Origin of the sequence: Streptomyces sp. NPDC005423, from assembly GCF_040606415.1 — a bacterium.
GTDB lineage: Bacteria > Actinomycetota > Actinomycetes > Streptomycetales > Streptomycetaceae > Streptomyces.
The window spans coordinates 1-25,165 of sequence record NZ_JBEXET010000066.1 but is presented as its reverse complement, the minus strand read 5'-3'; the positions used below and the strand labels follow the sequence as shown (position 1 = coordinate 25,165).

The following is a 25,165-nucleotide window of genomic DNA, read 5'->3' as shown; positions in this document are numbered from 1 at the left end:
CCAGCGTCGGCGATCTCCACCGGACACGGGGCGGGTACAGGCCGGTCAGCAGGCGCTCGACGCCACCGTCGAGCATCTCGCGCATCCCCGACCAAGGTGAGCGTCACGCATCGCGTCTCCGCTCCGCGAACGCTGTGTGAACCCGCGAACTTCCCTTTCAGCAGGGCTGAGTGGCTCCGCGGGTGAAGCCGTCAGGGTTGAGGGTGAGATTGGCGTCGGAGATCCACCCCTCGGTGCCGGTGCCGGCGATCCGCGCCCACGTCCATGTGTTGCCGTAGTCGTTGACGGTGTAGCAGTGGTAGTAGAGGTAGGTCCCGTTGTACGTCTGACCGGTGTTCGAGCAGGCCGCGTAGGGGCCGGACTTCAGGGCGTAGGCGCCGGTGGAGGAACCGGAACCGTTGTCCTTGTTGCTGTGGCTCCAGCCGCTGCAGCTCACCGTGGCTGTGGCCTGGCTCGGCGCGGCGAGCGCGAGGCTCGATGCCAGCGCGAGGCCGGTCGTGGCGAGTGCGAGAACGGTCTTCCTCTTGGTGCCCTTGAACGTGCTACCTGCTGTCATGAGCTTCCTCCTGAGAATGGGCGTGGTGTCCGCGTCCTTTCGTCAGCCTGTCCCACCCGGACAAGCATGCCGACTTGTTTCAACCTGGCTTGAATCACGGCCCCCTGAAACAATCGCGGGTGATCTCCAGGCATGGCTCGCGACGGAGGAATCGTGGTCTACCGGATCCATTTCACGGCGGACGATCTGGCCCGGACCAGGGTGTCGGAGGGGCCGAGGCCGATGTTGGAACTGGCGAACGCGGTGCGGGTTCTGCAGGACCGGAGTCAATCGGTCCGGTACGAGGTGTGGCGGCGCCGGGCCCGTGCCCGGTTACCCCCGCAGGCGCGCCTGGCCCTCGGGCTGATCCCCCCGCGCGGTTGGACGCCGGACTTCCTGGCCCGCGGGCAAGCGGGCAGCCCACAGGAGCTGCTGGAACAGATCCGCTCCACCCCACCGCAGGAGATCCGTCAGACCCTGGCGGGCCTCGCGCGACGCCAGCCGCTGCCGTCCTGGTCCCGGCAGTTGGCCGATGATCCCCGCGTGCTGCAGCAGTTGGCGGACAGCATGCAGGTCCTGCACGCTACGGTCCTGGGTCCGTACTGGCCCTGCGTGACAACCAGCCTCGCCGCCGATCGCGCCGTGCGGATGCGCGAGATGCTCGACGGTGGCGTCGAGCGCCTGCTGACCGGCCTGTACCCGCCCCGTGTCCGGTGGAGATCGCCGACGCTGGAGATCGCCATGGCCTCCGGCATCGAGGGTGACCTGCGATTGATGGGCCGGGGGCTGCTGCTGGTGCCGTCGCTGTTCGGATCACAGGCACCGGTCATCGACCCTGATGCGGAGCCCCAGCCGTTCTTGACCTACCCGGCCAACTACGGTGCGCTGTCTACCCCCCTGACCCCGTTCTCCGAGGTGTCCGTGTCCCGCACCGCGTCGGCGGCACTGATCGCATTGCTGGGCCGGACCCGTGCCGCCGTCCTGCATGCCATCGCCGCACATCCCGGATGCAACACCGCCGAACTCGCGGGCGTGCTGGGCATCGGCCCCTCCGGAGCCAGCCAACACGCCACTGTCCTGCGGCAGGCCGGACTGATAACAACTCTCAGACACCGCAACAACGCGGTGCACACCCCCACCAGCGCCGGCCTCAACCTCCTCCTGCACGGCACCTGAGCACCTCCCGCGATGGAGCACGCGCTGATGCGCCGGCGGGCACCGCACGATGAACGGCACCGTGCATCGCGCCGTGCACGGATCAAGGGGAAGCCCTCGTCCTGTTGCACCGAAATCACGACCACGGCCATCGCGCTGGTTCCCCTGCCTCTGTGACGGAGCACAGGATCAGACGGAGGTGTTGGACCGTCACCATCCAGGCTGTCAACAACCTTGACCTCACCACCTGGGAAGCCAAGAGCGGTTCAGGGTTACGTTCGTGACGCCCAACCTGTCGGCAAGTACAACCCCGGCGCTGTCGACGGCCAGGCGACCTCGGCGACCTGACGGTTGTGGGTGACCAGGTCGGCGGGCAGGAGGCCGTTCGTCATGAGCAACTCGGACTCGTCGTCAAGTTCCGCCGCCAGCGTGACGATGCTCCGGCCTGCCCGGCCGGGCCGAGGCGGCAGCGGCGCGTAGTGCGGCTTCCGGATGGCGGCGCCCGCCGCGGCCCACGCCGCCGGCGACCCGTTCGACGGCCCGCCGAGGCGCCCGGGCGTCGTCCCCGGGAGGGGCGACGGTCGCGAGCACGGACGGCTTGCGCCACAGGACCTCCGGAGTCGGGACCGGCGCGAGGGACATCGCCTCGACGTCGACGTCGAGGCGCGCCGGATCGGCGTCCACCTTCAGGAACACGTCGCCGACGCGCAGGGTCGCGCGCTCGGAATGGGCGACGACGACCTTGGCCTCGTCCAGGGGCGTCCAGTGTCCCGGGGATGGCCGCCGATGTCGCCGGGTTTATCGCGTCCGATCACGCGGCTGACCGCGTCCCGCTCCGACGGCTTGACCGCGTCGACAAGGGCGACGGGACTTCGTCACCGCCGCGAATGTGCGGGCCGAGCGGTCGATCCTCGGCGTGCTGCGTGCTGCGTGCTGGATGCGGCCGGTGAGCGCCAGAACCTGGCCACCGTCCTGCGAGAACTCGACGTCACCGGCGCCGTATTCAAACGCGTCACCACCTTCGACAACGACCCGGCCGACCCCGCCGCCACCCCCACCCCGGTCCGCTGCGTCCTGCGATCCACATGAACCGCACGCCCACACCGGCAGTGGTGTGGGCGTGCGGTTCCCCGGCCGTATCTGGAGCCGTCAGCCGGCGACCCTGCCGAACAGGTGGTTGGCAGGAGCTTCCGGATCGTTGCCGTAGAAGAACTCCGTGACCGCCTGGTGGAATTCGGCGCGGTCCAGCGCCCCGGAGCCGTCCCGGTCCAAAGCGGCGAAGACCGCGGCGCAGTCCTCGCCGGGAACGCCGGCGACCGAGTCGAACATCTGCTGGAACTCCGCCCGGTCGATCTTGCCGTCTCCGTTGAGATCGACGAGGTCGAAGAAGCAGTTGGTCACCGGTTCGATCTGCTCCGGGTACAGGGCGGGGTCGGTCAGGACCCGCTTGAACCCTTCGGTCATCTCCCGCAGATCGACCTTCCCGTCACCGTCCTGATCCATCGGGGCGATCACGTTCGTCCAGAACCCGTCCATCCCCTCGGTGAGCAGGCGGGCGGTCGCGGAGTTCGGCGCGGTGTCGCGGGCGGCGATGTAGCGCTCGCTCATCATTCGGACGTCTCGCTGGGTGATGAACCCGTCGCCGTCGACGTCGGCGCCCCTGAACCACTGGCCGTACTTGAGGTCTTGAAGTGCAGTCACGATTGCGCAGAGTATTCATGTCATTACGCAAGCGCAAACGGGTAGGGGAGAGCCTCTCGGCGGCCAGGGCGGGCTTGCTACGCGCTTGACGATATGTACTCGGAAACGTGCCCGAAGAGGCAGGGGGCTCTCGTGTCAATGTTCGAGGTGTGGTGGTGTGAAGGCGAGCACCTCGGTGACAGGGCCGTCGTAGGGCTCGACGTCGACCAGCGCACTGAGGGCACTCGGTCCTTGGGACAGACGCGAACACGGTCGATCCGCCGTGAGAACGTTCGGATTGCCGTGGCGGTCCAATGTTCCACTCAGGCCCGGCTGCACCGGATCCCACCACGCTCCCGTGGACAGTTGTACGACGCCTGGCATGACGTCGTCCGACAGGACCGCGCCCGCGAGACAGCTTCCCCGGTCGTTGTGGACTCTTACGATCATGCCGTTCTCGATGCCGCGCGACGCGGCGTCCAGCGAATTGATCGTCACGGGCTCACGGCCACGGATCTTTGAACTGAGGCTGTGGCCACCGTTGTCGTACTGGCTGTGCAGGCGTGAGGCGGGCTGATTCGAGATCAAATGCAGCGGGAATCGGTCCGAAAGTTCGGCACGAAGCCATTCCACTGGTTCGAACCACGTCGGATGCCCGGCGCAGTCGTCGTAGCCGAACGAGTCGATTTCCTCGGAGAAGATTTCGATCCGGCCCGAGGGCGTCAGCAGGGGAAAACGCTGCGGATCTGAGCGAAGCGCCTCGAAGCTGCCGGGAAACGGTCCGGTCAATGACGGCAGCTCAGCGGCGGAGCTTCGCCAGAAGTCGTCGAAGCTCGGTAAGGCGGCATCGTCGCCGAGTCCGGCCGCCGTCTGCTCGTAAAGGTGTCGCACCCATTCGATCTCGGAGCGCGACTCCGTGAACTTCTGCTCGTATCCGAGCCGGGAGGCCAAGGCGGTGAAGATCTGGTGGTCGGTGCGCGACTCGCCCGCCGGCTCGCGGACTTTCGGCATCGCGACGAGATGGGGGTCCGAGAATCCGGCGGCGAAGTCGTCGCGCTCCAAACTGGTGGCGACGGGAAGGACGATGTCCGCGAACTTGGCCGTCGTGTTCCACCAGGCTTCGTGCACCACCACCGTGTCAGGGGTCTGCCAGGCGCGGGTCAACCGATGCAGGTCTTGATGGTGGTGGAACGGGTTTCCTCCGCACCAATAGATCAGGCGAAGCTCGGGCAACGTGAGGCGCCGGCCGTCGTAGTCGATGGTCTTACCCGGATGCAGCAGGGTGTCGGCGATCCTTGCGACAGGGATGAAATCCGGAACGGGGTTTGCAACTTCGGGAGGTGTCGCCACGAAAGCGCGGCCTCTGGCAACGCCGGTCGCGTCCATCGTCGCGTAACCCGCACCCCACCCGCAGCCAGGCCGACCCATCGAGCCCGCCATGGCGGCCAGCACGACAGACATCCAGATCGGTTGTTCGCCGTGGTCCGCCCGCTGCACCGCGTAGTTGACCATGATGAGAGAACGCTGAGTGGTGAGGCGGCGAGCGAGATCGGTGATCGCCTCGCGGCTGATGCCCGTGATCTCCGCTGCCCAGGCAGCGTCCTTCGGGACGCCATCGAGCTCGCCGACCAGGTAGGAGACGAAACGGCTGAACCCGACGCAGCACCGGCGGAGGAAGTCCTCATCGTGCCACCCGTTGACCAGCATCGTGTGTGCGATGCCGAGCATCGCGGCCGTGTCGGTGTTGGGGATGACGGGCAGCCACTCGGCGTCGAGGAAGCCGGCGACGTCGCTGCGGAGGGGGCTGACGTTCACGAACCGCACCCCGGCCGCACGGCACTGGCGCTGTAGGTTCTGCGTCTGGTGCCTGGCCAGCCCACCAGGGTTGATCTGGCTGTTCTTGAGGGCCAGCCCTCCGAACGCCACCACAAGCTCACAGTTCTCGGCGATCTCGTCCCACATCGGCATCCGGGACTGGTAGCTCCACGGATGCCCGCCGATCACATGGGGGAGGATGACCTCCAAAGCCGCGGTGCTGTACGTGTTGCGAGAGTCGGTGTATCCCCCGCCCAACGCCAGGAACCGGTGGAGTTGACCCTGCGCGTTGTGGAACGCGCCCGCACTCGCCCATCCATAGGATCCGCCGAACACCGCGCTGTCCCCGTGCTGTGAACGCACTCGACGGAGTTCATCGCTCACCAGCGTGATCGCGTCGTCCCAGCTCACCTCCACGAAGGCGTCCGCGCCTCTGGCCGTGTCGTGGGCGCGCGGAAGGCCGTTCAGCCAGCCTTTGCGCACCGCGGGGCGCAATACGCGAGCGCTGTCGTCGGCGGCCGCCACCATTCCGGGTCCTATAGGCGACGGCGCGGGGTCATCACCCCTCGGCTCGATCCGCACCAACCGGCCGGAGTCCACCACCGCGATAAAACTGCCCCAATGCGTCGCAACCGACATGCGTCGTTCCACCACGCATCAACTCCATCCCTGAAGTTTTCTTACGCTCGGACAACGGTTGCTCACGTTGCGGGGGCTTCAGTTCAGTCGACGGCCCACGGGACGGAGACTTCCCTGACGGCCTGCTGCCCAACCCCGTCGGTGCGCGCGACTGCCAATGCCCGCACGGAAGCCCCGGCCACATCGACTCGCATCGGAGGGAGACACCTGTCGGCAAACGATGGCACTCACAAGTACTCATGCACCGCCCACAGTCGCGAGGGGAGCGTCAGTCCCTGGTGGCACCAGGGTGCGGCCGGAGACCGTCCATGAGCAGGTCGAGCAGGCGGCCGGCCTGGGCGGGTTCTCCGGATTTGGCGGCGACGGCGAGCATGCCGAGGATGCCGACGGAGACGTCGTCGGCGCGAGCGTCGGCGCGGATGTCTCCAGCGGCGGCGCCGGCGTCGAGGATCGCGGTGATGGCCGACAGGAGCTTCTGCCGTGTGTGAGCGAGGGAAATCTCGCCGGAATCGATCATGGCGAGCAGGGTCTCGGTCATGCCGTGCTTGGTGGCCTGCCACTCTCCGAACAGGTCCATCCACAGGCGCAGCGCCCGCGCGGGCGGATGGTCGGCGAGCAAGTCGCTTGCCCCTGCGGTCAGTCGGACGACCTGGTCCTGATACACGGCGTCGACCAGCGCTTCCCGGGTCGGGAAGTGGCGGTAGACGGTGGCGACACCCACGCCCGCCTGCCTGGCGATCGCGCGCATCGAAGGCTCGGTGTCGGAGGTGGCGAAGGCGTGGGTGGCCGCCGCGAGCACTGTTTCGCGGTTGCGCGCGGCGTCGGCGCGCAGCTGCTGGCGGGCAACGGGGGAGGGGTCGCTGGTCATAGCTAAACGGATCGCGTTCCAATTGGGTCGGTCATCGGGTTAGTCTAGGGCCGAGCAAAACGGAACGCGTTCCGAATAACCCTGGAGGAGACCTGATGGCCGAACCCGCTTCCGCGCCGGGCACCATGCGCACGGTGCGCTTCCACGAGAACGGCGAGCCCGCCGACGTCCTGCACCTGGAGACCGTTCCCGTGCCAGAGCCGGGACCCGGCCGTATCCGCGTCGCCGTGCACGCGTGCGGACTGGCCCCGGCCGACTGGGCGCTGTGCCGCGGACTTTTCCCCGGGAGCCTGCCGCGAGGCATCGGCTGCGACGTCTCGGGCACCGTCGATGCCGTCGGCGCGGGCGTCACCGACGTGGCCGTCGGCGACCGCGTGTTCGGTACCGCCGACTTCGCGGGCCAGCCGAGCGCCGGCGCGGCCGACCGTGCCGTCATGGACCACTGGTTCACCGTGCCCGACGGTCTGGACCTCACCCGGGCCGCCGCGCTCCCGATGGCGCTGAGCACCGCGTCCTGGCACCTCGCGCGACTCAGCCTGACCGCGGACAGCACGATCCTGATCAACGGCGCCGGCACCACCATCGGCTACGCGGCCGTCCAGATCGCCCTCGTCCGCGGAGCGCGGGTGATCGCGACCGCCGGGGAGACCTACGCCGAGCGGTTGCGCGAACTCGGAGCCGCGGTCGTCGGCTACGGCGAGGGGTTGCCCGAGCGGGTGAAAGCCCTCGGCGTCGGCGAAGTCGGCCTTGCCTTCGACACCGCGCCGCCCAACGGCGCCCTGCCCGAACTCGTGGAGATCGTCGGCGGACATCCCGAGCGCGTTCTGACCTGCTCCGACGTGGCCGCGGCGGCGGAGCTCGGGGTACGCGACAGCTTCCACGAAGACCCCGCGACGCTGACCGACGTCGAGCGCTTCGGCGTCTTCCCCGAGTTCGCACGGCTGGCCGCCGACGGCAGGTTCACCGTGCCGGTCGCCGGAACCTTCCCCCTCGCGGATTGGCGCGAGGCCCTTGAGATCAGCCTGACCGGGCAGGCCCGCGGCAAGCTCCTGCTCCTGCCCGCGGGAGCGGGCCACTGAGGGCTCCGGGTTGTGTGGTAGCGGACTCTGGGACCGTTTCCCCGAGTGGCCCTGGGCCCGCCGCCCCTGCCACGACCTACCAGGTGGCCGCTCTCCACATGGCCAACATGGCCGGCATCCTCATCCGGTCCCGACGCCGATCGAAGAGACAGCACCAGCCGGTCGGCCAACGTGCGCGCTCAGTGCTGTACTGCGAGTCCGGGGCAGTGCCGCCGCATCGCGTCCAGGACCGACCCAGGCGGTACCAGCAAGGTGTTTGTGGCCATGGTGGCCGGACCGAAACCGAGTCGTGCGTTCATGGACGCGGTGTGGCGGACGAGCTTGGGCGCACGAGTCAGATAGGCATCCGGATCGTGCAGCACCAGCTCGATGAACAACTGCGAGGTGCTGCGTACCCGCTGCTCGCGTATCCGCACGGCGGCTATCTCGTCCCACCCGAACCGGCCCAGCCTCGCGTGGTCCACTCCCGCGTCGTCCAGCACCATCTCCGGTCGGTCGCGGAGCAGACGCTGGAAGATGATCACCGAGCAGAACCCGAAGAAGGGCACGGCCACCGCCCCCGTCACAGTCAGCTTCACGGTGCTGTGGACGACCAGGAAAACAATGCCCAGAGCGACGAAGACCAGAGAGCCGACCAGCATGGCCCACACACGTCCCTTGGCGAGCGGGTAGACCGTCGGTGGCAGGGGAACGCCGTTCTCGATCATGGGTCGAGACGATAGGATCAGAGACCTCGTCAGCGGAAGCCTTTTCGCAGGCCGTGCGGTGCCGCTGATGGTGTACAGCGCGGCGAACAGGAACAGAAACCGTACGACGACGAGCGCGCGGAAGCGCTGGACCGGCGCCCGCAGCAGCGAGAGCGCCACGTGGGCCACCGGGTCCGCGTGGTCAGCGCTCTGGCCGGTTTCCGCAGGGCCGTCTCCCTGGCGCTCGCGCTGGGCGTGCCCTGTACCCTCGACTTCGGCGGACCGTTCCCCGACCGCGACACCATCGTCTTCGTCACCGCCGGCGTCGTCGTGACCACCCTCGTCGTACAGGCGCTGGTCCTGCCGTCGGTGGCACGCTGGGCCCAACTGCCCAACTGCCCAACTGCCCAACTGCCCTACGACACGGACGCCGACCGCGAACTCGTTCTCGCCTGGACCACGGCGGCGCGCATGTTCACGATGCCGCGCCGGACAGAGCATCCAGGTCCTCTTCCGCTACTACGCCAAGTTTCCGGCCGAGGCGCGGAACCATGCCATCAGCCTGCTTGAGGAGTCGATGGCGCCTGGCAGGTGAATCACTGGCAGGTGAAACACCTGTTCAGGCGTCCTTTCGACGTCTAGAAGAACCCGAGCTTCTTCGGTGAGTACGACACGAGGAGATTCTTCGTCTGCTGGTGGTACAGGCGGTACAGCCTTCTGACCAGCAAGGATGTCGGTCCGGCGCGTTCAATGTGGGGAGTTGGCCCGCGTATGGTCCGGATCTTGGTGGTAGTGGGGCGTGTTGTACCGCGATGGTTTGGTTGGTAGCCGGGGACAGGCGGCGAGCGAGATGACGCGTGATACCTCGGCGCGCGTGGCCGTCTTGGACGGGCCGCAGGGGTGTTGGGGGCCGCTGACCCGGCGAAGCCTGGGGATGACTACTGGGCGGGTGGCTGCGATGCGGTGGTCCTGGAAGAAGGCGATCGTCGCGATGGCGTGCTGGGGGTTCTTCTTGCCGGGCGATGCTCACGCGACGGTGATTGGTTGTCAGGTGGGGGCGGTGTCGGGATCTCTGGAGCGCTTTGTGGCCTCCCGCGGTCGGGGCGCGGTCTGGAAGGCCGGCGGCGGGGGCCCACTGCTGATCGTGGACCGGACCACTTTGGGCGACGGCGCTATCCGGTCCCACATGGCACAGGTTGTGAAGATCGTCCAGGGGCGTCTATGCCAGTCCAGTGAGGGCATGGAATTGCAGGTCAGAGCCTCTTGGTCCGGGTGGGTCTGACCAGTCGGTGATGGCTGTGTGATATGCGGGTGATACGGCGAGACCCCACCGAGGTCCGTCCGGGCGGGATCTCTGCGCGGATCCGTGAGATGGCGAAGCCGCACCGGAGCACTCCGGTGCGGCTTCGCCGTGAGGTCGAACGCGCCGGCGCACAGGACGCGTTCGGCTCCTCACTCAGTCAGGTTCCTGCGTTGCTTGGGGGGACGACGGATTTGCGATCGCATCCGCTGTCAACATTGCAGCCGTGAGACGACGGAACCCCGCGGGGAGGCAGGGCGGGGCTGGCGTCAGAAAAGTCTCGTGTCAGGGACCATTGAAGCTCCGCCGTGGCTGCGACCACCGACCGACCCGGAGTTCCAGTGCCCCGTCACCGTGGTGAGGGGGTCGTGCTCATGCGCGCAGCTCTCGCAGGAGCCGTAGGTGTCCCAGGCAGGGAAGGATCGGAAGCGGGCAGAGCTACGCCTTCCTGCATGAGGCAGCCGTTCTGGTCGGCCCGCAGTAGCTCTGCGTCCATCTGGGTGCCGATGAAGACGAGTTCCTGCGCATAAGGGCTGGCGGTGTCACGAGCAGGAAGGCTCGAAGCGAGCCACCGAACCGGCCTGCGGCCACAGTCCCTTCACCCAGGGCCGGCTGGCGAGGGTGAAGAAGCCCTTGGACCTGAGGACCTGCCCGCAGGCGCCGCTGCCCGGTGCCTCCGTCACCAACGTCCGAACCGGTCCGGGGTGGAATGACCTTCCGGAGCAGAGGACGGTCGAGGCGATGGCGTACTGAACGAAGTTTCGAAGGAGGGCGTGAACACCATGTCGCCGGGCACAAGGGCTGTCGCACCGAGGTCCAGGCATTCGGAGCTGGTCGGGATCTACCCACCAAGGGGCCAACTCAGGCCCTTGTGAAGCTCATGCGCACACGCGCCTGAGCCGGAATTGACGATGGGGTTTAAAATGATCATTCTTGGGCTTATTCTGCTGATCATCGGCCTGCTTGTCGGCATGGGTCTGTTGACGACGATCGGCGGCATCCTCATTCTGGTTGGCGCCATCCTGTGGATCCTGGGTGCGACCGGTCGCGCGGTCGGTGGACGCAAGCACTTCTTTTAAAGTAAGGGCGCCTCACCAACTCTCTGTGGCGAGTGGCGTGTCCATGACTCCCTCCGTGTCGGAAAGTCCACACCGTGAGGAGCTTCTGGACCAGTCGAGGCCGGGACGAGGTGAGAGCCCGGCCACAGCACTAGAGAGACCGTTGGGAACCCCGTGGGCGGGGCCATGCGCCGACCCCGCCCTGTCTCGTTGGCGATGGGTTTGCCCTGAGCCGGGCCCTGCCCGCCGGTCGTCGAGGGCAGAGCCTGGCTGCGGGGTGAGGCGGATGCTGCCGCTTTGGTCAGGAAGTGACGGGCGTGCTGCATCGGTGCCCAGAGTGCCCGCCCGATCAAGCTGAACCCCGTGCAGGAGCGCTTGGGCGCAGGGTGGAACGGGCTCCGGACCACCGTGCGCTCGGGCCCGTCCAGGAGGAGCGTGTTGTCCACGACGCCGATGCCGCTCTGCACGTCGTCGGGGGTGTGCCCCGGGAAAGCATCCCAGGAGACGGTTGCGGTGAGATAGCCGACGCCGGCGGGCCCCGCCCCTAGCCTGCGGGCGGACGTCGTGAGCGTTGCGGACGTCAGGGCGAGGGCTTGTGCGCGAACACCCACCGGTTCCCCTCCAGTGCGTCGTTCGGCTCGGGCAGGGGGCCACGTCCGTGCCGGCGGGTGAAGTCGAAGGGGGTGTGTACCGAGGTGGACCAGCCCTTGGCCGTCAAGTCACCCGCGGAGTCGGGTCGTGGTCCCTTGTCGAAGAGGTGAAGCAGGTCGATGCCGATCTGTTCTCGCGTCGCCGTGTAGATCGGGCTGTCGCGGTATTCCAGCAGGTCCTTCTCCAGCTTGGCTTCGAAGGCCAGTGCGCTGCCTTCGGTGGTCAGCCGGTCCACCGTGTCGATGAGGTACGTCTCGGCGGGGCCTGGCAGGTAGAAGAGGAGTCCCTCGGCCAGCCAGACGCTCGGTGCGACCGGGTCGAGGCCGGCGGTGGTCAGCGCGGTGACCCAGTCGGCGCGCAGGTCGGCCGGTACGGGGACGCGCTTCACCTTGGGGGTGGCCGACAGGTCCTTGAGCACCTGGTGCTTGAACGCCAGCACGCCCGCTCTGTCGATCTCGAAGACCACGCAGTCGGACGGCCAGTCCAGGCGGAAGGCGCGGGTATCCAACCCCGCGCCCAGCAGGACGACTTGACGGGCGCTCGTACGGACCGTCCGGAGGAGGAAGTCGTCGAGGACCCTGGTCCGCAGGCCGAAGTAGCGGGCGAACCGCCCCCACAGCGGGTTGCCGTCGCCGTCCGGGACCTGCTGGATGCGCACTGGCCAGTCCGCGCACGCCGGGGCGGCGCGCACGAAGTGTTCCGCGTAGGTGTCCTGGGCCAGACTGTCGTGGCGGTGGGTCTCGATCGCCCGTGCCGCGGCGACCAGGAGTGCGGTCAGCCCCACGCCTGCGTCCACGCCTTCCGCGTCCGTGTGCTGAGGTGCCGTGCCGACCATGTTTCCTCCGTTGGTGGGAGTGGGGGCGCGAGGTGCCTGCTTGTCGGATGCGGTGAGGCTGCGGTGCGGCGTGCCTCACTCATCGGCTTCTTCCCGCCGGAAGGAGTACGGGTTTGACCACGCGGCCGGCGTCGCAGTCGCGTTCGGCCTCGTTGATGTCGGCCAGTGGGTAGGTGCGGATCAGTTGGTCGAAGGGGAAGCGTCCGGCCTGCCACAGCCCGGTCAGCCGGGGTATCAGCAGTCCGGGTACGGCGTCCCCTTCGCAGATGTGGCGGATGCTGCGGCCTCGGTCCAGCGTGCCCGGGTCGAGCGGCAGCGCGGTGTGGAGCCGTGCCACCAGGCCGAGGCTGCCGGTCGGGCGCAGTGCCCGGAGCGCGTCGTTGATGCGCGGGGACGAGGCCGTGGTGTCCAGCGCGTACTGCGCGCCGCCGTCGGTCAGGCGCCGGATCTGCTCGGGCAGTCCGGCCGTTTCGGCGGGCAGCGGGATCGCGCCGAACCGTTCGGCCAGGGCCAGCCGCCCGGGATGCCGGTCGACGGCCACGGTCAGCGCACCAGCGGCGGTGGCCGCCATCACCGCGGCCAGGCCCACCGCTCCCGCGCCGAAGACCGCGAGGGTGTCGCCGGGGCCGGCGCTGAAGGTGTTCAGTACGGCTCCGGCGCCGGTGAGGAAGCCGCAGCCGAGCGGCCCGAGCAGTTCGACGGGCAGTGCGGGGTCGACCCGGACGGCGTTGCGTGCAGGGACGAGCGCGTACTCGGCGAACGAGGACTGGCCGAACCAGGGGGCCAGCGCTCCCCCGGTCGTGTCGGTGAGCCGCGGCGGGTCCTCCTCGCGTCCTCCGAAGAGGTTGAGGGAGGCGAAGGAGTCGCAGTAGGCGGGGGCCGCGCCGCGGCAGTTGCGGCAGTGTCCGCAGGAGTCGAAGCTCAGCACGACGTGGTCACCGACGCCGATCGCGGTGTCCGGGCCGCCGCCCGTCCGCACCACGACCCCGGCCCCCTCGTGGCCGAGCACCGCCGGCAGCGGGCTGCGGCCGGCCGATCGCCGGACCGCGAGATCGGTCCTGCACATCCCGCAGCCCGCGATCTCGACCAGGATCTCACCGTCTGCGGGTTCCGTGTGCAGGGTCACCTCCTCGAGCGCGAAGGGGTCCTCGTACGAACGCAGTACGGCCGCCTGGAACCTCATCGTCATGCCTCCTGCGGGCGGTGGACGACGAACGGCCGGAGGTTGCCGTAGAGCCCCCACGGCCCGCCGGCGACGCCGACACCGCTGTTCTTGACGCCTGCGAAGGGCTGGGCGAGGGACAGTTCGGCGTGGTGGTTGATCCAGGCCGTGCCGCATTCGAGCCGGTCGGCCACCGCCCCGGCCCGGTCGAGATCGGTGCCCCATACGGAGCCGCCCAGGCCGAAGCCGGTGCCGTTGGCCGCGTCGACGGCTTCGTCGAGGCTGCGGTACGGCAGCACCGGCAGGACCGGTCCGAACTGTTCCTTGGTCACCACCGGGCTGCCGGGCGGGACGTCGGTAAGGATCGTGGGAGCGAAGAAGTAACCGGGCCCCTCCAGCCGGTGGCCGCCGGCCGCCGCCCGGGCCCCGTCCGCCAGGGCCTGCTTCGTGACCTGCTCGACCCGGGCCAGCTGGGGGGCGTTGTTGACCGGGCCCAGCCGGGTTTCAGGGTTCAGGCCGGAGCCGACGGCGACGGTCTTCGCGCGCTGGGCAAGGGCTTCGACGACTTCGGCGTGGAGCTGGGCCGGAGCGTAGACGCGTTTGACCGCCATGCAGACCTGCCCGCAGTTGCGGAACGCGGCCCAGAACAGCCGGTCCGCGATCCGGGCCACCTCGACGTCCTCCAGCAGGACGGCGGCGTCGTTACCGCCCAGTTCCAGTGTGACCCGGGCGAGCGAGGCCGCCGCCGCTTCGGCGACGGCCCGCCCGGTGGGTACCGAGCCTGTGAAGGTGACGTGGCGGATGCCCGGGTGGGAAGCGAGGCGGGCGCCGAGTGGTTCGCGGCCGGTGACGACGGTCAGGACGTCCTCGGGCAGGGCGGTGGCGAGGACGGAGCCGAGCAGCCGGGTGGCTAGGGGGGTGAACGGGGATGGTTTGAGGACCACGGTGTTGCCCGCCACGAGTGCGGGCGCGAACTTCGCCGCCGCGAGCTGGAGGGGAAAGTTCCACGGCACGATCGCCGCGACAGGTCCGAGGGATCGCCAGCGGATCTCGCTGTGTACCGGCCGGCCGTCGGTGATCCGCCGGGTTCTGGGGGCCAGGTCGGCGAAGTAGCGCAGGCGAGCCGCCGTACGGGCGACCTCCGCGTGCGACTCGGCCAGGGGCTTGCCCTGTTCCCGGGTGAGCAACCGAGCGAGGTCATCGCCGGCCGCCTCCACGGCGTTGGCCGCCACGCGCAACGCAGTGGTGCGTACGACGGGGTCGGCCCGCCAGCCGTGCCAGGCCCGGTGGGCCCGGTCGACCACGGCGTCCAACTCGTCCGGCTGCTGGTCGGGGGCCTCGTCGAAGGTCTCCCCGGTGGCCGGGTCGACGACGGCGAAACGCGCGGGTTGACGTCCGGGAACGCGATCGGACTCGGATGTCGGCATGCCGGTGGTCAGTCCACCGCGGGGACGCCGGCCGAGTGCTCCCGGGCCTGCCGGTCCATCTCCGCCCGGAAGGCGGCCACCAGATGCGGCTGAATCCTTCCGGCGTTGCGGTCGCCACCCTCGCAGACCGCTCCGCGCACGCCCACGATGTCCGTGCCGATGCGGGTCAGCGGACCGAGGTCGGTCTGTTTGACACTGCCCGCGAGGGCGGCGAGCAGACCGGACGCGTGGGCCAGCCGGACGAACTCGGCACAGACGTCCGGCGGAACGTGGTCGAACAGCCGCGACCCGTCCTTGACGGCGGTGTCGAGCATGGCCGCGTCGGCCCCGGATCGGGCGGCGATGTCGGGCAGGGCGAGCGGGTTGACGCAGCCGATGCGGTGAGCGTCGGCGTATCCGGAGGCGACGACGAGCGCTTCGGGGCGGTGGTCCTTCACCGCACGGACGACCGCACGCATGACCTCGATGCCCTGATCGGGCGTCGTGCACCCGTATAGGCCGACCTTGATGTAGGTGGCCCCCGAGACGACCGCGCCGAGCGCAGCCTGGGCCACTGTGCCGGGCTTGTACGGGACATCCCCCACGGTCGCGGACACCGGCTTGTCCGCCGGGACCGCATCGCGGATCTCCCTGATGACCCAGGGGAAGTTCGCGCCGAGAGAGCCCTCATCAGGCTTCTTGACGTCGACGATGTCGAGATGCTCCGCAGCCTTCGCGCAATCGAGAGCCTCCTCGACACCGTCCGGGGAGATGAGAAGCAACACCCTGACCTCCTTCGCCGCCAGTCCGCCCGGCCGAGGGACAGGGGACCGCGGATCACCTGGCTCATGTGCGGTGCGCTCATCATTTCCGTCACCGTGGGGAACCGGAAGGGCGCACAGAGTGCCCATAGGGTGCTCATGTCCAAGCCGGTGCGCCGTAGATACCGGTGCAAACCATCCCACAGGCAACACTTCACCCGGGTGGTGAATAACTCGGGGCATTGGTGACAATCGGTCTGCCCTTGTGGCGGCTGACAGTCGGTATGGCAGGGTTGCCGGCCACCGTGCACCTGGAGGCCTGCGGCATACCCGAACTGGTGGATCCGACGAAGAGGCTCCCGTCGCCGTTCACCAGGCTCGCCGTCAGAGCGTTTCCGGAGCTGTCGGTGATCTTCCCCGAGGCGAGGTCGTCCTGGTCGAAGGTGTCGCGGGCGGCGGGCTGGCGCGCCTCGGCCGCCCGCGCGGGGACTGGCGGCGCGGCCAGCAGGCCCGCGCCGACCGGCCAGGGCTGCGGCGGCCGAGACTCGGCGGCGGGATCTGTGAGCGGATGGCATGGATTACGTTCCTCATCCTTGAGGGGCCACGGTGCCGGTTCACCCACGCCTCCTTTCCAGCCCCGGTCGGGCCAACGGCCGCCAGGGTGAGTACCGCCGGCCAGGAGGGCAGCCGTGGCGTGCGGGTGGTGGGGCGGAGGGAGTCGAACCGGGTCGGCGAAGCTAGTGCCGCAACAGGCAACATTCGCCCCGTCGCGACGCCATGCACGCACTCTCGCCGCCCCGGCCGAAAGCCCGAGTACGACCAGTACGAGGACTTCCGGCCGGCCCACCGAGAGCACGCACCTGACGCCGCTCCTTCACGGGCAAACGTTGCCTGCCGCGGCACTAGCACCGAGGAAAGCGGCCAGCAATCCCCCGACATATGGAACCTGTGCCGAGTACGGCGGGTTTCAGAGGTCTTACGGAATCCGCTGTCCGAGGTGTTGACAGGTGCCGGGGTTGTTCCTACCTTCACTTCACGCGAACCGGTTCGATGACCGGCTGTCGCCCTGCGCAACATCGAACCGGTTCGATCCATCCAGGGAGTGCCTGTGAACATCGGTGAGATCGCCCGGCGGGCCGGTGTCTCGCGGAGCACCGTGTCCGTCGCGCTGAGCGGTAAGCGCCCGGTGTCGGAGGAGACCCGCCGGAAGATCCAGCGCGTCATCGACGAACTGGGCTACCGGCCCAACGCCAGTGCACGCGCGCTGGCCAACGGCCGCACCAACACGATCGGCCTGGTCTTCCCGCCGGCCGGCAACCACTACACCGGAATGCAACTCGACTTCATCGGCAGCGTGGTGGAGGCCGCCGCGGCTCACGACTACGACGTGTTGCTCTCGCCCAGCGGCGTCGACAGCGACCGCTCGTTCCAGCGGATGCTGGGGGAGCGGCGGGTCGACGGCGCGATCCTGATGGAGATCAGACTGGAGGACGACCGGGTCGATCACCTGGCCGCCCTCGGCTTCCCCTCCGTCGCCATCGGCCGCACCGCGCATCCCGAAGGCACCTGGTGGGTTGGCCTGGACCACACCGCGCTGGCGGCGGCATGCGTGCACCACCTCGCGGACCTCGGCCACCGCAGGGTCGCCTTCGTCAACCGTCCCGAGCAACTCCTTCGGGCCGGATACGAGTCGGCCCACCGCGGGCTCGACGGCTTCACCAAGGCCGCGGCCGAGCGCGGGCTGACCGTGCGGACGTACTGCTGCGGGGACGACGCGGCATCCGGCCAGGCGTGCCTGGAGCAGATCCTGCACGAGGACCCGGCCACCTCAGCCCTGGTCACCCTCAACGAGGCCGCGCTCGGCGGCCTGTACCGCGGGCTGTCGCAGGCCGGCCGCCATGTACCGCGCGACTTCTCCGTCACCGGAGTCGTGGCCGGGCGGTGGGCGGAGACGGTCACCCCGCAGCTCACCGCGGCGAACGTCCCGGCGGAGGAGATGGGACGACACGCCGTCGACCTCCTCGTCGAGCGGATCGACCGGCCCGACGCCACGCCCCGGCACCACCTGCTCGCACCACCGATCTCGCTCCGTGCCAGCACGGGCCCCGGCATCGGTACGCCGTCCACCGAGGCCCGCTGACGTCACCCCTCCCCGCACGGGGCCCGGCACCGGCACGCCGTCGGCCGAGACCCCCTGACCTCACTCCTCCCCGCACCACCTCCTGACCAGGGATCACGGGCATCCCTGTGCCCCTGGTCGCGCCGTGGCTGTTCGGCGTGCCCACTTCCCCCCTCGTCACCCTCCCTCGGCACACCCGTGCCAAAAACGAAGGAACGCGCAATGCACAGCTCCCTCCGACGACTTCGCCTCACCGCCGCGACGGTGACGGTCCTCGCCATCGCCGGCACCGCGACCGCTTGTTCCTCCGGTTCGGGCAGCACCGGCACCAAGGCCGCGGACAGCGGCACCTACACGATCTGGGACCCGTACCCGCAGTTCGAAAAGACCTCCGCGTGGGCCAAGCTGCTCGACACCTGTGGCACCAAGGCCGGAGTGAAGATCAAGCGGACCGCGTTCGACACCAGCGACCTGGCGAACAAGGCGTTGCTGGCCGCCCAGCAGGACAACTCCGCCGACGTCCTCATCGTCGACAACCCGGTCGTGTCGACCCTGGCCGAGGCCGGCGTCCTCACCACGACCGAGGACAACAAGCTGGACACGTCGAAGGTGAACCCCAACCTCCTCGCCGCCGGACAGGCGGGCGGAAAGACCTACGGCATGCCGATCGGCGCCAACACCCTCGCCCTGTACTACAACAAGGCGGTGCTGAAGCAGGCCGGGGTCGACATCGCCTCGGTCAAGGACTGGAAGTCGCTGACCGCCGCACTCGCGAAGGTCAAGAAGGCGGGCAAGAAAGGCATCACGTTCTCCGCGATCGGCACCGAGGAGGGCACCTTCCAGTTCCTGCCCTGGTTCTGGGGATCGGGCGCCGAGCTGACCGCGCTCGACTCCGACAGGGCGGTCTCCTCGCTGACGCTGTGGCAGGACTGGCTGAAGAACGGCTACGCCCCGAATTCGGTCCTCAACAACACCCAGACGACCAGCTGGCAGGAGTTCGCGACCGGAGACTACGCCTTCAGCGAGAACGGCACCTGGCAGCTCGCCAACGCCAAGAAGGCCGGCCTTGAGTACGGAGTCGTCCCCGTTCCCGCAGCCGACGGCGGCAACGCGGCGGCCCCGACAGGCGGCGAGTTCGTCACCATCCCGGTCCAGGGCAAGACCGACCGCTATGCCACCTCCCAGAAGATCGTGACCTGCCTGACCAGCACCGACAACCTCCTCAACACCGACACCACACTGTCGTACGTGGCACCCACGACCGAGGTCCAGGACAAGCAGGTCGTGGCGAACGCCGAGTGGAAGCCCTGGGTCGACGCGGTCAAGGCGGCCAAGGGGCGCACCAGCGACGACCTGGACACCAAGTACCCCAAGATCTCCGAGCAGTTGTGGAAGGCGGTCCAGTCCGCGCTCAGCGGCTCGAAGTCGCCGAAGGACGCACTGTCCGCCGCCCAGTCGGCCGTCAAGTAGCCAGAGACCAGAGCCAGTTGATGAGTCCCATGACCCAAGTGCCACAACGGCGGCCCGTACGCCACCACAGCGGTCCGGCCCCCACCGCACCGCTCCGGGCACGGCGTCGCTCCACCTCCCAGCAGTGGGCCGCCTGGGGCTTCCTCACCCCGGTGACCCTCTACCTCGTCCTCTTCTACGCCTATCCCCTCTACCGCAACATCGACCTGAGCCTGCGCAACTACACGGTCCGGTCCTTCGTGCAGGGCGACGCCCCCTTCACGGGCCTGGCCAACTACCGCACGGTCCTCGACGATCCGACCTTCGCCCCGGCCCTGCTCCACACCGTGGTCTTCACCACCGTGTGTCTGGTCTTCCAGTACGCCATCGGCCTGGCCCTCGCGGTCTTCTTCAACCAGCGCTTCCGGCTCTCCGCGACCCTGCGGGCCCTCTTCCTGGTGCCCTGGCTGCTCCCGCTGATCGTGTCGGCGTCCACCTGGTCGTGGATGCTCAACAGCGACTCCGGTGTCGTCAACGCCGTCCTGCACGCCGTCGGCATCGGACCGGTCAACTGGCTTACCGCACCGGGCTGGTCGCTCGCCTCGGTGATCATCGCGAACATCTGGATCGGCGTCCCGTTCAACCTGGTGGTCCTCCACAGCGGCCTCCAGTCCATCCCCGCGAGCCTCTACGAAGCCGCCGCCCTCGACGGCGCGAACGCCTGCCAGCGGTTCTGGCGGATCACCTTCCCGCTGCTCCGCCCGGTGTCCGCGATCACCCTCCTGCTCGGCCTCGTCTACACACTCAAGGTCTTCGACATCATCTGGATCATGACCAAGGGCGGCCCGGCCGACTCCTCCACCACCTTCGCCACCTGGTCCTACCAACTCGGCTTCGGCAACCTGCTGCCGGCCTTCGGCCCGGGAGCGGCCGTAGGAAACCTGCTCGTGGTCGCCGCCCTGGTGTTCGGCCTGGTCTACGTCCGAGTCCAGCGGAAGCAGGCACTGTCATGAGCGGCACGGTCAGGAACCGGCGCACCAACCGCACGTGGTGGCAGACTGCCATCGGCGTCCTGTTCACCGCGGTGATGCTCTTCCCGGTCTACTGGATGCTCAACGTGTCCTTCACCCGCGACCAGGACATGCGCAAGAGCCCACCTGACCTGATCCCCCTGCACGGCACCCTGGAGGGCTACCGAGCCGTCCTGGACCAGCAGTTGCCCTACCTGGGCACCAGCCTCGTCATCGGTCTGGGGACGGTCGTCGTCACCGTGGCACTGGCCGCGCCCGCGGGCTACGCACTCGCCAAGCTCCGCCCACGCGGCGGCGGCGTGCTGAGTTTCCTCCTCCTGGTCGCCCAGATGATCCCCGGCATCATCATGGCGATGGGCTTCTACGCCATCTATCTCAGCCTCGGCCTGCTCCAGTCGGTGCCCGGCCTGATCGTCGCCGACTCCACGCTGGCCGTGCCGTTCGCGGTACTGATCTTCACCGCGTTCATGTCCGGCATCCCCGGCGAACTGCTCCAGGCCGCGAAGACGGACGGGGCCGGGCCCGTGCGCACCTTCTGGTCGATCGTGCTGCCCATGAGCCGCAACGCCGTCGTCACGGTGTCCCTGTTCGCGTTCCTGTGGTCCTGGTCCGACTTCGTCTTCGCCAGCACCCTCGCCAACGGCGGCGCGCACGAACCGATCACCCTCGGCATCTACCACTACATCGGCAACAACAACCAGGAGTGGAACGCCATCATGGCCACCGCCGTCGTGGCCTCGCTGCCCGCCACGGTGATCCTCGTCCTCGCCCAGCGCTACGTCGCCGCCGGCGTCACCGCCGGCGCCGTCAAGGACTGACGGCTCCCCATTCCTGATTCCTGCTCACCCTTGAGCTGATCACCCCTGTCCACGTGCCGATCACCCCTGCTCCAGAAACGAGTCACGCTGCATGACCGCCGCCCCGTCCGGCCCGGCCTTCTCCGTCCATGACATCCCGTTCAGCACCCGCGGCTCATGGTTCGGTATCTCGCCCGTGGTGGCGGAGAAGACGATCGCCGACGACCTCCATCTCGTCTCGCACCAGAACGGCATGCACGCCGTGCTGCGCCTCGTCCCGCTCGACACGAACAGCGGCGACCGCGCCGACGCCGAGCCGCACGCGACCCCGAGCCTGCTCAGCTGGACCGGTACCGAAGGCCGCATCGACCTCGCCTACGAATCGCCGGACACCGTACGCCTGCGCGGCGACGGGCTGGGCCTGCACATAGGCGCGGCGGCGGCCACGCTCACCCCCTTCAGCGGCACCTACTTCTACCCTGAACCCGGCGCAGGCGCCTATGTGTTCACCTCGTACGAGACCGGGCGGCGCTACCGCGTCACCGTCCTGGCCGGGACCGTGACCGAGGCGTCCGGCACGCAGAGCCTGGGCAGCGCCGCGCGAGGTCTCACGATCGACGCCGGGACAGGCGCGGCCTGGGAGCTCGCGGTCGAGGAGTACGAGACCGCGCGCCGCCCGTACGGGTCCTCGGCGTCCTTCGATCAGATCGTGGACGTTGCGCACGGCGCCTTCGCCTCCTTCGTCGACACCGCCGCACCCTGGCGTTCGTCCAGAACCCCTGCGGCGGAACTCGCCGCCTACGTGCTGTGGTCGGCGACCGTCCGGCCAGGCGGCTTCGTCACCCGGCCGGCCGTGCTGATGTCGAAGCACTGGATGGACAAGGTGTGGAGCTGGGACCACTGCTTCAACGCCCTTGCCCTGGCGCCCGGTTCGCCCGGACTCGCCCTGGACCAGTTCTCGCTGCCCTTCGACCACCAGGACGAGGCCGGCGCCCTGCCCGACTCCGTGACCCACTCGGAGATCCTCTACAACTTCGTCAAGCCCCCCATCCACGGCTGGGCCCTGCGACACCTGCGCAGACGGCTGCACGAGCCGCTCGACGAGGCCGAGTTGACCGAGGTCTACGACCGACTCGCCCGCTGGACGGACTTCTGGCTCACCATGCGGCGCGCACCCGAGGACGCCCTCCCGCACTACCAGCACGGCAACGACAGCGGCTGGGACAACGCCACGACCTTCGACCCCGAACGCGTGATCGTCAGCGCCGACCTGGCCGCCTTCCTCATCCTCCAACTACGCGAACTCGCTGCACTGGCAGACGAGTTGAGGCTGCCGCACGACACGCGCAAGTGGACCCGGACGGCCGACGCGACACAGGCGGCACTGTTCGACGAGCTGTGGACCGAAGATCGGTTCCTCGCCCGCTCGGCACACAGCGGGGCCACCTGGACCAGCTCCAGCCTGCTCGACCTGATGCCCGTCGTGCTCGGCGAGCACCTTCCCGGGCACATCGGCGACGCGCTGGCCGAACGCATCGAGACCCACCTCACCGCGCACGGCCTCGCCACCGAACTGCCCACCTCACCGCACTACTTGGCCGACGGTTACTGGCGCGGTCCGATCTGGGCCCCGTCCACCGTCCTGATCGAGGACGGCCTGCGCCGCGCAGGACACGACCGTCTCGCGGACGAGATCAGCGACCGCTTCCGGGCGTTGTGCGAGACCTCGGGTTTCGCCGAGAACTTCGACGCCCTCACCGGCGCGGGCCTGCGCGACCGCGCCTACACCTGGACCGCCAGCAGTTACCTGCTCCTCGCCGAAGCCCACGAGCTCAGGCGCGCCGAGGCCACGGAGGCCGTCGGCTGACATACCCCCTGGGCGAGCCGCGCCCAGGAAGTTCCCCCTTCGGGAGACCCGCACATGCGTATACTCCGCTTCCCTTTCCCAGCCGAACGCACCGGCAGACCACCCGTCCCGAGAGGCGGCAGGACCGCCGTTGCCGCGGCGATCCTCGCCTCGTTCGCCGCCCTCACGCTCCCCGCGACCACGGCCCACGCCGCGGACACCTCCGTCACCGTCGACTTCTCCACCGCCGGCGGCGCCCCCACCTACCACGCCTCCGGCATGATCTACGGGATGACCCCGGACGGCTCCCTGCCGCAGGACCACTTCCTCACCGACATCAAGTGGCACTTCATGCGGGCCGGGGGCGCCCAGCTCAACAGCGGCGGCTACGCCACCAGCCTCGCCGACTACCAGACCCGCTGGAACTCCACCCTGGCCCAGTACAAGCGAACCGCCGCCCTCGGCGGCACCTTCGTGCTGCTCCCGCACGACCTGTGGGGCGCCGACGGCACCACCAGCCAGGGCTGGCCAGGCGACAACGGCAACTGGACGCAGTTCGACGCCTTCGTCACCCAGCTCATCAATGACGTCAAGGCCAACAACATGACGGTCCAGTGGGACCTGTGGAACGAGCCCGACGGCAGCGGCTTCTGGGGCGCCTCGCAGACGCAGTACCTCCAGATGTGGTCGCGCTTCTACGCCAAGGTGCGCGCCGCCTTCCCCTCGCAGCTCATCGTCGGCCCCAGCATCGCGGGCCAGCCCAACTCCTCCAACAGCTGGTGGACGACGTACCTGACCTACGTCAAGGCGAACAACGTCGCCCCCGACATCTACAGCTGGCACGACGAACCCGGCGACCCCGTCACCGACGTCGGCCGCGCCAACTCCACCCTGTCCGCAGCCGGGTTGACCAACACCCGCGCCTACCAGATCAACGAGTACGCCACCCTGTCCATGCAGTCCCCGGGCGGCGGAGCCTGGTTCATCGGCCGCCTGGAACGCGCCGGCGCCGACGGACTGCGGGGCAACTGGGCCTCCGGCACTGCCCTGCACGACACCGAGGCCAACCTGCTCACCAAGAACAGCGCCGGCCAGTACCTGCCGCTCGGCGAGTGGTTCACGTACCGCTACTACGGCTCCCAGACCGGCAACATCGTCAACCTGATCCCCGGCACCGGCGCCGACGGCCTGGCCACCAAGGACAACACCGCGAAGAACGCCAAGATCCTGCTCGGCAGCAACGGCAACACCGGCACCGTCACTGTCAACCTGACCGGGCTCAACACCACGTCCGTCGTGACGAACAGCCAGGTCCGCGCTGTCGTCCAACGCATTCCGTACAACAGCGGGGCCGCCGTCACCGGCCCGGAGACCATCGCCGACACGACCCTCACGGTCAGCGGCAACGCCGCCTCGGTGAGCCTGCCGTGGACGAATGCCAAGGACGGCTACACCGTCACCCTGCTGCCCCCGTCCAACACGACCGTCTCCACGGTCGCCGTCAGCCAGAACAGCGGCCAGTGCCTGGACGACACTGGAGTCAGCACGGCCAACGGCACGCAGTACCAGCAGTACCACTGCGAGGGCGGCTACCAGCAGATGCTCGACCTCAAGCCGGTCACCGGCAAGACCGGCACCTACACCGTGGTCAACGAGTTGAGCGGCAAGTGCCTGGACATCTCCGGGGCGTCCACCACCGACGGCGCCGCCGTCATCCAGTACACCTGCAACGGCGCCACCAACCAGCAGTTCACCCTCAACCCGGTCACCGCACTCGGCAACAGCCACGACTACCAACTCGTCGCCGTGCACAGCGGCATGTGCCTCGACGTCACCGGCGTCTCGACCACCGCCGGCGCGCTGATCCACCAGTGGACCTGCGACGCGGCGAGCGCACTGAGTTCGAAGAAGAACCAGATCTGGCGGCTGCTCGGCAAGAGCTGACTGCCGTCACCCGTGTCGATAGTGCCCTGGCGCCAGCGGCGGCCCCGGCCTGAAGGTGCTGTCCCACGAGTGGCTCGCCAGCTGCTGAGTCCGGACGCCGGAGAGGGTTGAGCACGGCACGGGCCGAGCGCCAGGTGGGGCCGTGAAGGGGGAGCGGCCCCACCGTCGCCGATGCGGATCATGACGGCCACGGGCATCCGGCCGAAGCTCCCCGGCCGGCTCACCGTCCACAGCAGCACGGGGCACCGCGCCTCGGCCCGCGACGCGGGCTACTCATGTCCGAAAAACCCAACGGAACGGGGGGTTTGTGTTGTTACTCACCACTCACCCGTTCGGGTGGACACCCGCG

At 68.7% G+C, this 25,165-nt stretch carries 20 protein-coding genes and 2 pseudogenes; 11 read left to right on the top strand and 11 right to left on the bottom strand.

Annotated elements, in window-relative coordinates:
- Nucleotides 1–157: 157 nt before the first annotated feature.
- Nucleotides 158–556 carry an SH3 domain-containing protein gene (locus tag ABZT12_RS36770; protein ID WP_356393392.1) on the bottom strand — a complete coding sequence of 133 codons (399 nt, stop codon included), beginning with the start codon at nt 554–556 and terminating at the stop codon, nt 158–160.
- Nucleotides 557–688: 132 nt separating this feature from the next.
- Here ABZT12_RS36770 and ABZT12_RS36765 point away from each other — a divergent pair, with 132 nt between their 5' ends.
- Nucleotides 689–1,711: a winged helix-turn-helix domain-containing protein gene (locus ABZT12_RS36765; protein WP_356393389.1), complete on the top strand. Its 1,023-nt coding sequence runs from the start codon at nt 689–691 to the stop codon at nt 1,709–1,711.
- Between the two features lie 308 nt (nt 1,712–2,019).
- Here ABZT12_RS36765 and ABZT12_RS36760 read toward each other — a convergent pair.
- Nucleotides 2,020–2,446: pseudogene (locus ABZT12_RS36760) on the bottom strand (aminoglycoside phosphotransferase family protein); the annotation flags it as partial.
- A 174-nt stretch (nt 2,447–2,620) separates the two neighbouring features.
- On the opposite strand from ABZT12_RS36760, the gene ABZT12_RS36755 reads away from it, so the two are divergent.
- Nucleotides 2,621–2,779 (top strand): hypothetical protein, encoded by a 159-nt coding sequence (locus ABZT12_RS36755; RefSeq protein ID WP_356393386.1) that lies wholly within the window; start codon nt 2,621–2,623, stop codon nt 2,777–2,779.
- A 60-nt stretch (nt 2,780–2,839) separates the two neighbouring features.
- Here the strand turns inward: ABZT12_RS36755 and ABZT12_RS36750 are convergent, their stop codons facing one another.
- The 3 genes from ABZT12_RS36750 to ABZT12_RS36740 form a co-directional block, all read right to left on the bottom strand.
- A complete protein-coding gene (locus tag ABZT12_RS36750) occupies nt 2,840–3,391 on the bottom strand; it encodes an EF-hand domain-containing protein (RefSeq protein WP_356393383.1) in 552 nt (183 codons plus the stop codon).
- 135 nt (nt 3,392–3,526) lie between these two features.
- Nucleotides 3,527–5,839: a molybdopterin-dependent oxidoreductase gene (locus ABZT12_RS36745; protein ID WP_356393380.1), complete on the bottom strand. Its 2,313-nt coding sequence runs from the start codon at nt 5,837–5,839 to the stop codon at nt 3,527–3,529.
- Between the two features lie 253 nt (nt 5,840–6,092).
- On the bottom strand, nt 6,093–6,692 hold the full coding sequence (locus tag ABZT12_RS36740) for a TetR/AcrR family transcriptional regulator (RefSeq protein WP_356393378.1): 600 nt from the start codon (nt 6,690–6,692) through the stop codon (nt 6,093–6,095).
- Nucleotides 6,693–6,817: 125 nt separating this feature from the next.
- On the opposite strand from ABZT12_RS36740, the gene ABZT12_RS36735 reads away from it, so the two are divergent.
- Nucleotides 6,818–7,771, top strand: coding sequence for an NADP-dependent oxidoreductase (locus tag ABZT12_RS36735; protein WP_356393412.1), 954 nt, complete (start codon nt 6,818–6,820; stop codon nt 7,769–7,771).
- A 179-nt stretch (nt 7,772–7,950) separates the two neighbouring features.
- On the opposite strand, the gene ABZT12_RS36730 is transcribed toward ABZT12_RS36735, so the two are convergent.
- Nucleotides 7,951–8,478: an STM3941 family protein gene (locus ABZT12_RS36730; RefSeq protein ID WP_356393375.1), complete on the bottom strand. Its 528-nt coding sequence runs from the start codon at nt 8,476–8,478 to the stop codon at nt 7,951–7,953.
- A 177-nt stretch (nt 8,479–8,655) separates the two neighbouring features.
- Between ABZT12_RS36730 and ABZT12_RS36725 the strand changes: the two genes are divergently transcribed.
- The gene (locus ABZT12_RS36725; RefSeq protein WP_356393372.1) at nt 8,656–9,027 is read left to right on the top strand and encodes a hypothetical protein; all 372 of its coding nucleotides are present in this window, start codon (nt 8,656–8,658) and stop codon (nt 9,025–9,027) included.
- Nucleotides 9,028–10,101: 1,074 nt separating this feature from the next.
- On the opposite strand, the pseudogene ABZT12_RS36720 reads toward ABZT12_RS36725, so the two are convergent.
- Nucleotides 10,102–10,509, bottom strand: a pseudogene (locus tag ABZT12_RS36720) (GTP-binding protein); the annotation flags it as partial.
- Between the two features lie 171 nt (nt 10,510–10,680).
- Between ABZT12_RS36720 and ABZT12_RS36715 the strand changes: the two are divergent.
- Entirely contained in the window at nt 10,681–10,836 is a 156-nt protein-coding gene (locus ABZT12_RS36715) for a hypothetical protein (RefSeq protein WP_010059700.1), read from the top strand.
- Between the two features lie 559 nt (nt 10,837–11,395).
- Here the strand turns inward: ABZT12_RS36715 and ABZT12_RS36710 are convergent.
- The 4 genes from ABZT12_RS36710 to ABZT12_RS36695 form a co-directional block, all read right to left on the bottom strand.
- Nucleotides 11,396–12,301 carry a class I SAM-dependent methyltransferase gene (locus ABZT12_RS36710; RefSeq protein WP_356393369.1) on the bottom strand — a complete coding sequence of 302 codons (906 nt, stop codon included), beginning with the start codon at nt 12,299–12,301 and terminating at the stop codon, nt 11,396–11,398.
- 79 nt (nt 12,302–12,380) lie between these two features.
- Nucleotides 12,381–13,484: an NAD(P)-dependent alcohol dehydrogenase gene (locus ABZT12_RS36705; RefSeq protein ID WP_356393409.1), complete on the bottom strand. Its 1,104-nt coding sequence runs from the start codon at nt 13,482–13,484 to the stop codon at nt 12,381–12,383.
- A gap of 2 nt (nt 13,485–13,486) precedes the next feature.
- Complete coding sequence (locus tag ABZT12_RS36700) at nt 13,487–14,890, bottom strand: aldehyde dehydrogenase family protein (protein WP_356393366.1); 1,404 nt, start codon at nt 14,888–14,890, stop codon at nt 13,487–13,489.
- 8 nt (nt 14,891–14,898) lie between these two features.
- Nucleotides 14,899–15,654 carry a (5-formylfuran-3-yl)methyl phosphate synthase gene (locus ABZT12_RS36695; protein WP_356393363.1) on the bottom strand — a complete coding sequence of 252 codons (756 nt, stop codon included), beginning with the start codon at nt 15,652–15,654 and terminating at the stop codon, nt 14,899–14,901.
- Between the two features lie 1,084 nt (nt 15,655–16,738).
- On the opposite strand from ABZT12_RS36695, the gene ABZT12_RS36690 reads away from it, so the two are divergent.
- The 6 genes from ABZT12_RS36690 (at nt 16,739) to ABZT12_RS36665 (ending at nt 24,816) form a co-directional block, all read left to right on the top strand.
- Complete coding sequence (locus tag ABZT12_RS36690; RefSeq protein ID WP_356393360.1) at nt 16,739–17,770, top strand: LacI family DNA-binding transcriptional regulator; 1,032 nt, start codon at nt 16,739–16,741, stop codon at nt 17,768–17,770.
- Nucleotides 17,771–17,971: 201 nt separating this feature from the next.
- Entirely contained in the window at nt 17,972–19,219 is a 1,248-nt protein-coding gene (locus ABZT12_RS36685) for an extracellular solute-binding protein (protein ID WP_356393357.1), read from the top strand.
- 20 nt (nt 19,220–19,239) lie between these two features.
- Nucleotides 19,240–20,211 carry a sugar ABC transporter permease gene (locus ABZT12_RS36680; RefSeq protein ID WP_356393353.1) on the top strand — a complete coding sequence of 324 codons (972 nt, stop codon included), beginning with the start codon at nt 19,240–19,242 and terminating at the stop codon, nt 20,209–20,211.
- Nucleotides 20,208–21,047 (top strand): carbohydrate ABC transporter permease, encoded by an 840-nt coding sequence (locus ABZT12_RS36675; protein WP_356393350.1) that lies wholly within the window; start codon nt 20,208–20,210, stop codon nt 21,045–21,047. The genes ABZT12_RS36680 and ABZT12_RS36675 overlap by 4 nt, the downstream gene beginning before the upstream one ends.
- Nucleotides 21,048–21,138: 91 nt before the next feature.
- Nucleotides 21,139–22,893, top strand: coding sequence for a trehalase family glycosidase (locus ABZT12_RS36670; RefSeq protein ID WP_356393347.1), 1,755 nt, complete (start codon nt 21,139–21,141; stop codon nt 22,891–22,893).
- A 54-nt stretch (nt 22,894–22,947) separates the two neighbouring features.
- Nucleotides 22,948–24,816, top strand: coding sequence for an RICIN domain-containing protein (locus tag ABZT12_RS36665; RefSeq protein WP_356393344.1), 1,869 nt, complete (start codon nt 22,948–22,950; stop codon nt 24,814–24,816).
- The last annotated feature ends 349 nt before the right edge of the window (nt 24,817–25,165 follow it).

What these genes read in the sequence shown, in the direction of transcription:
- ABZT12_RS36770 (WP_356393392.1), bottom strand. Translation starts at nt 556, where the DNA reads ATGACAGCAGGTAGCACGTTCAAGGGCACCAAGAGGAAGACCGTTCTC.
- ABZT12_RS36765 (WP_356393389.1), top strand. Translation starts at nt 689, where the DNA reads ATGGCTCGCGACGGAGGAATCGTGGTCTACCGGATCCATTTCACGGCG.
- ABZT12_RS36740 (WP_356393378.1), bottom strand. Translation starts at nt 6,692, where the DNA reads ATGACCAGCGACCCCTCCCCCGTTGCCCGCCAGCAGCTGCGCGCCGAC.
- ABZT12_RS36735 (WP_356393412.1), top strand. Translation starts at nt 6,818, where the DNA reads ATGCGCACGGTGCGCTTCCACGAGAACGGCGAGCCCGCCGACGTCCTG.
- ABZT12_RS36730 (WP_356393375.1), bottom strand. Translation starts at nt 8,478, where the DNA reads ATGATCGAGAACGGCGTTCCCCTGCCACCGACGGTCTACCCGCTCGCC.
- ABZT12_RS36715 (WP_010059700.1), top strand. Translation starts at nt 10,681, where the DNA reads ATGATCATTCTTGGGCTTATTCTGCTGATCATCGGCCTGCTTGTCGGC.
- ABZT12_RS36710 (WP_356393369.1), bottom strand. Translation starts at nt 12,301, where the DNA reads ATGGTCGGCACGGCACCTCAGCACACGGACGCGGAAGGCGTGGACGCA.
- ABZT12_RS36705 (WP_356393409.1), bottom strand. Translation starts at nt 13,484, where the DNA reads ATGAGGTTCCAGGCGGCCGTACTGCGTTCGTACGAGGACCCCTTCGCG.
- ABZT12_RS36700 (WP_356393366.1), bottom strand. Translation starts at nt 14,890, where the DNA reads ATGCCGACATCCGAGTCCGATCGCGTTCCCGGACGTCAACCCGCGCGT.
- ABZT12_RS36685 (WP_356393357.1), top strand. Translation starts at nt 17,972, where the DNA reads ATGCACAGCTCCCTCCGACGACTTCGCCTCACCGCCGCGACGGTGACG.
- ABZT12_RS36680 (WP_356393353.1), top strand. Translation starts at nt 19,240, where the DNA reads ATGAGTCCCATGACCCAAGTGCCACAACGGCGGCCCGTACGCCACCAC.
- ABZT12_RS36675 (WP_356393350.1), top strand. Translation starts at nt 20,208, where the DNA reads ATGAGCGGCACGGTCAGGAACCGGCGCACCAACCGCACGTGGTGGCAG.
- ABZT12_RS36670 (WP_356393347.1), top strand. Translation starts at nt 21,139, where the DNA reads ATGACCGCCGCCCCGTCCGGCCCGGCCTTCTCCGTCCATGACATCCCG.
- ABZT12_RS36665 (WP_356393344.1), top strand. Translation starts at nt 22,948, where the DNA reads ATGCGTATACTCCGCTTCCCTTTCCCAGCCGAACGCACCGGCAGACCA.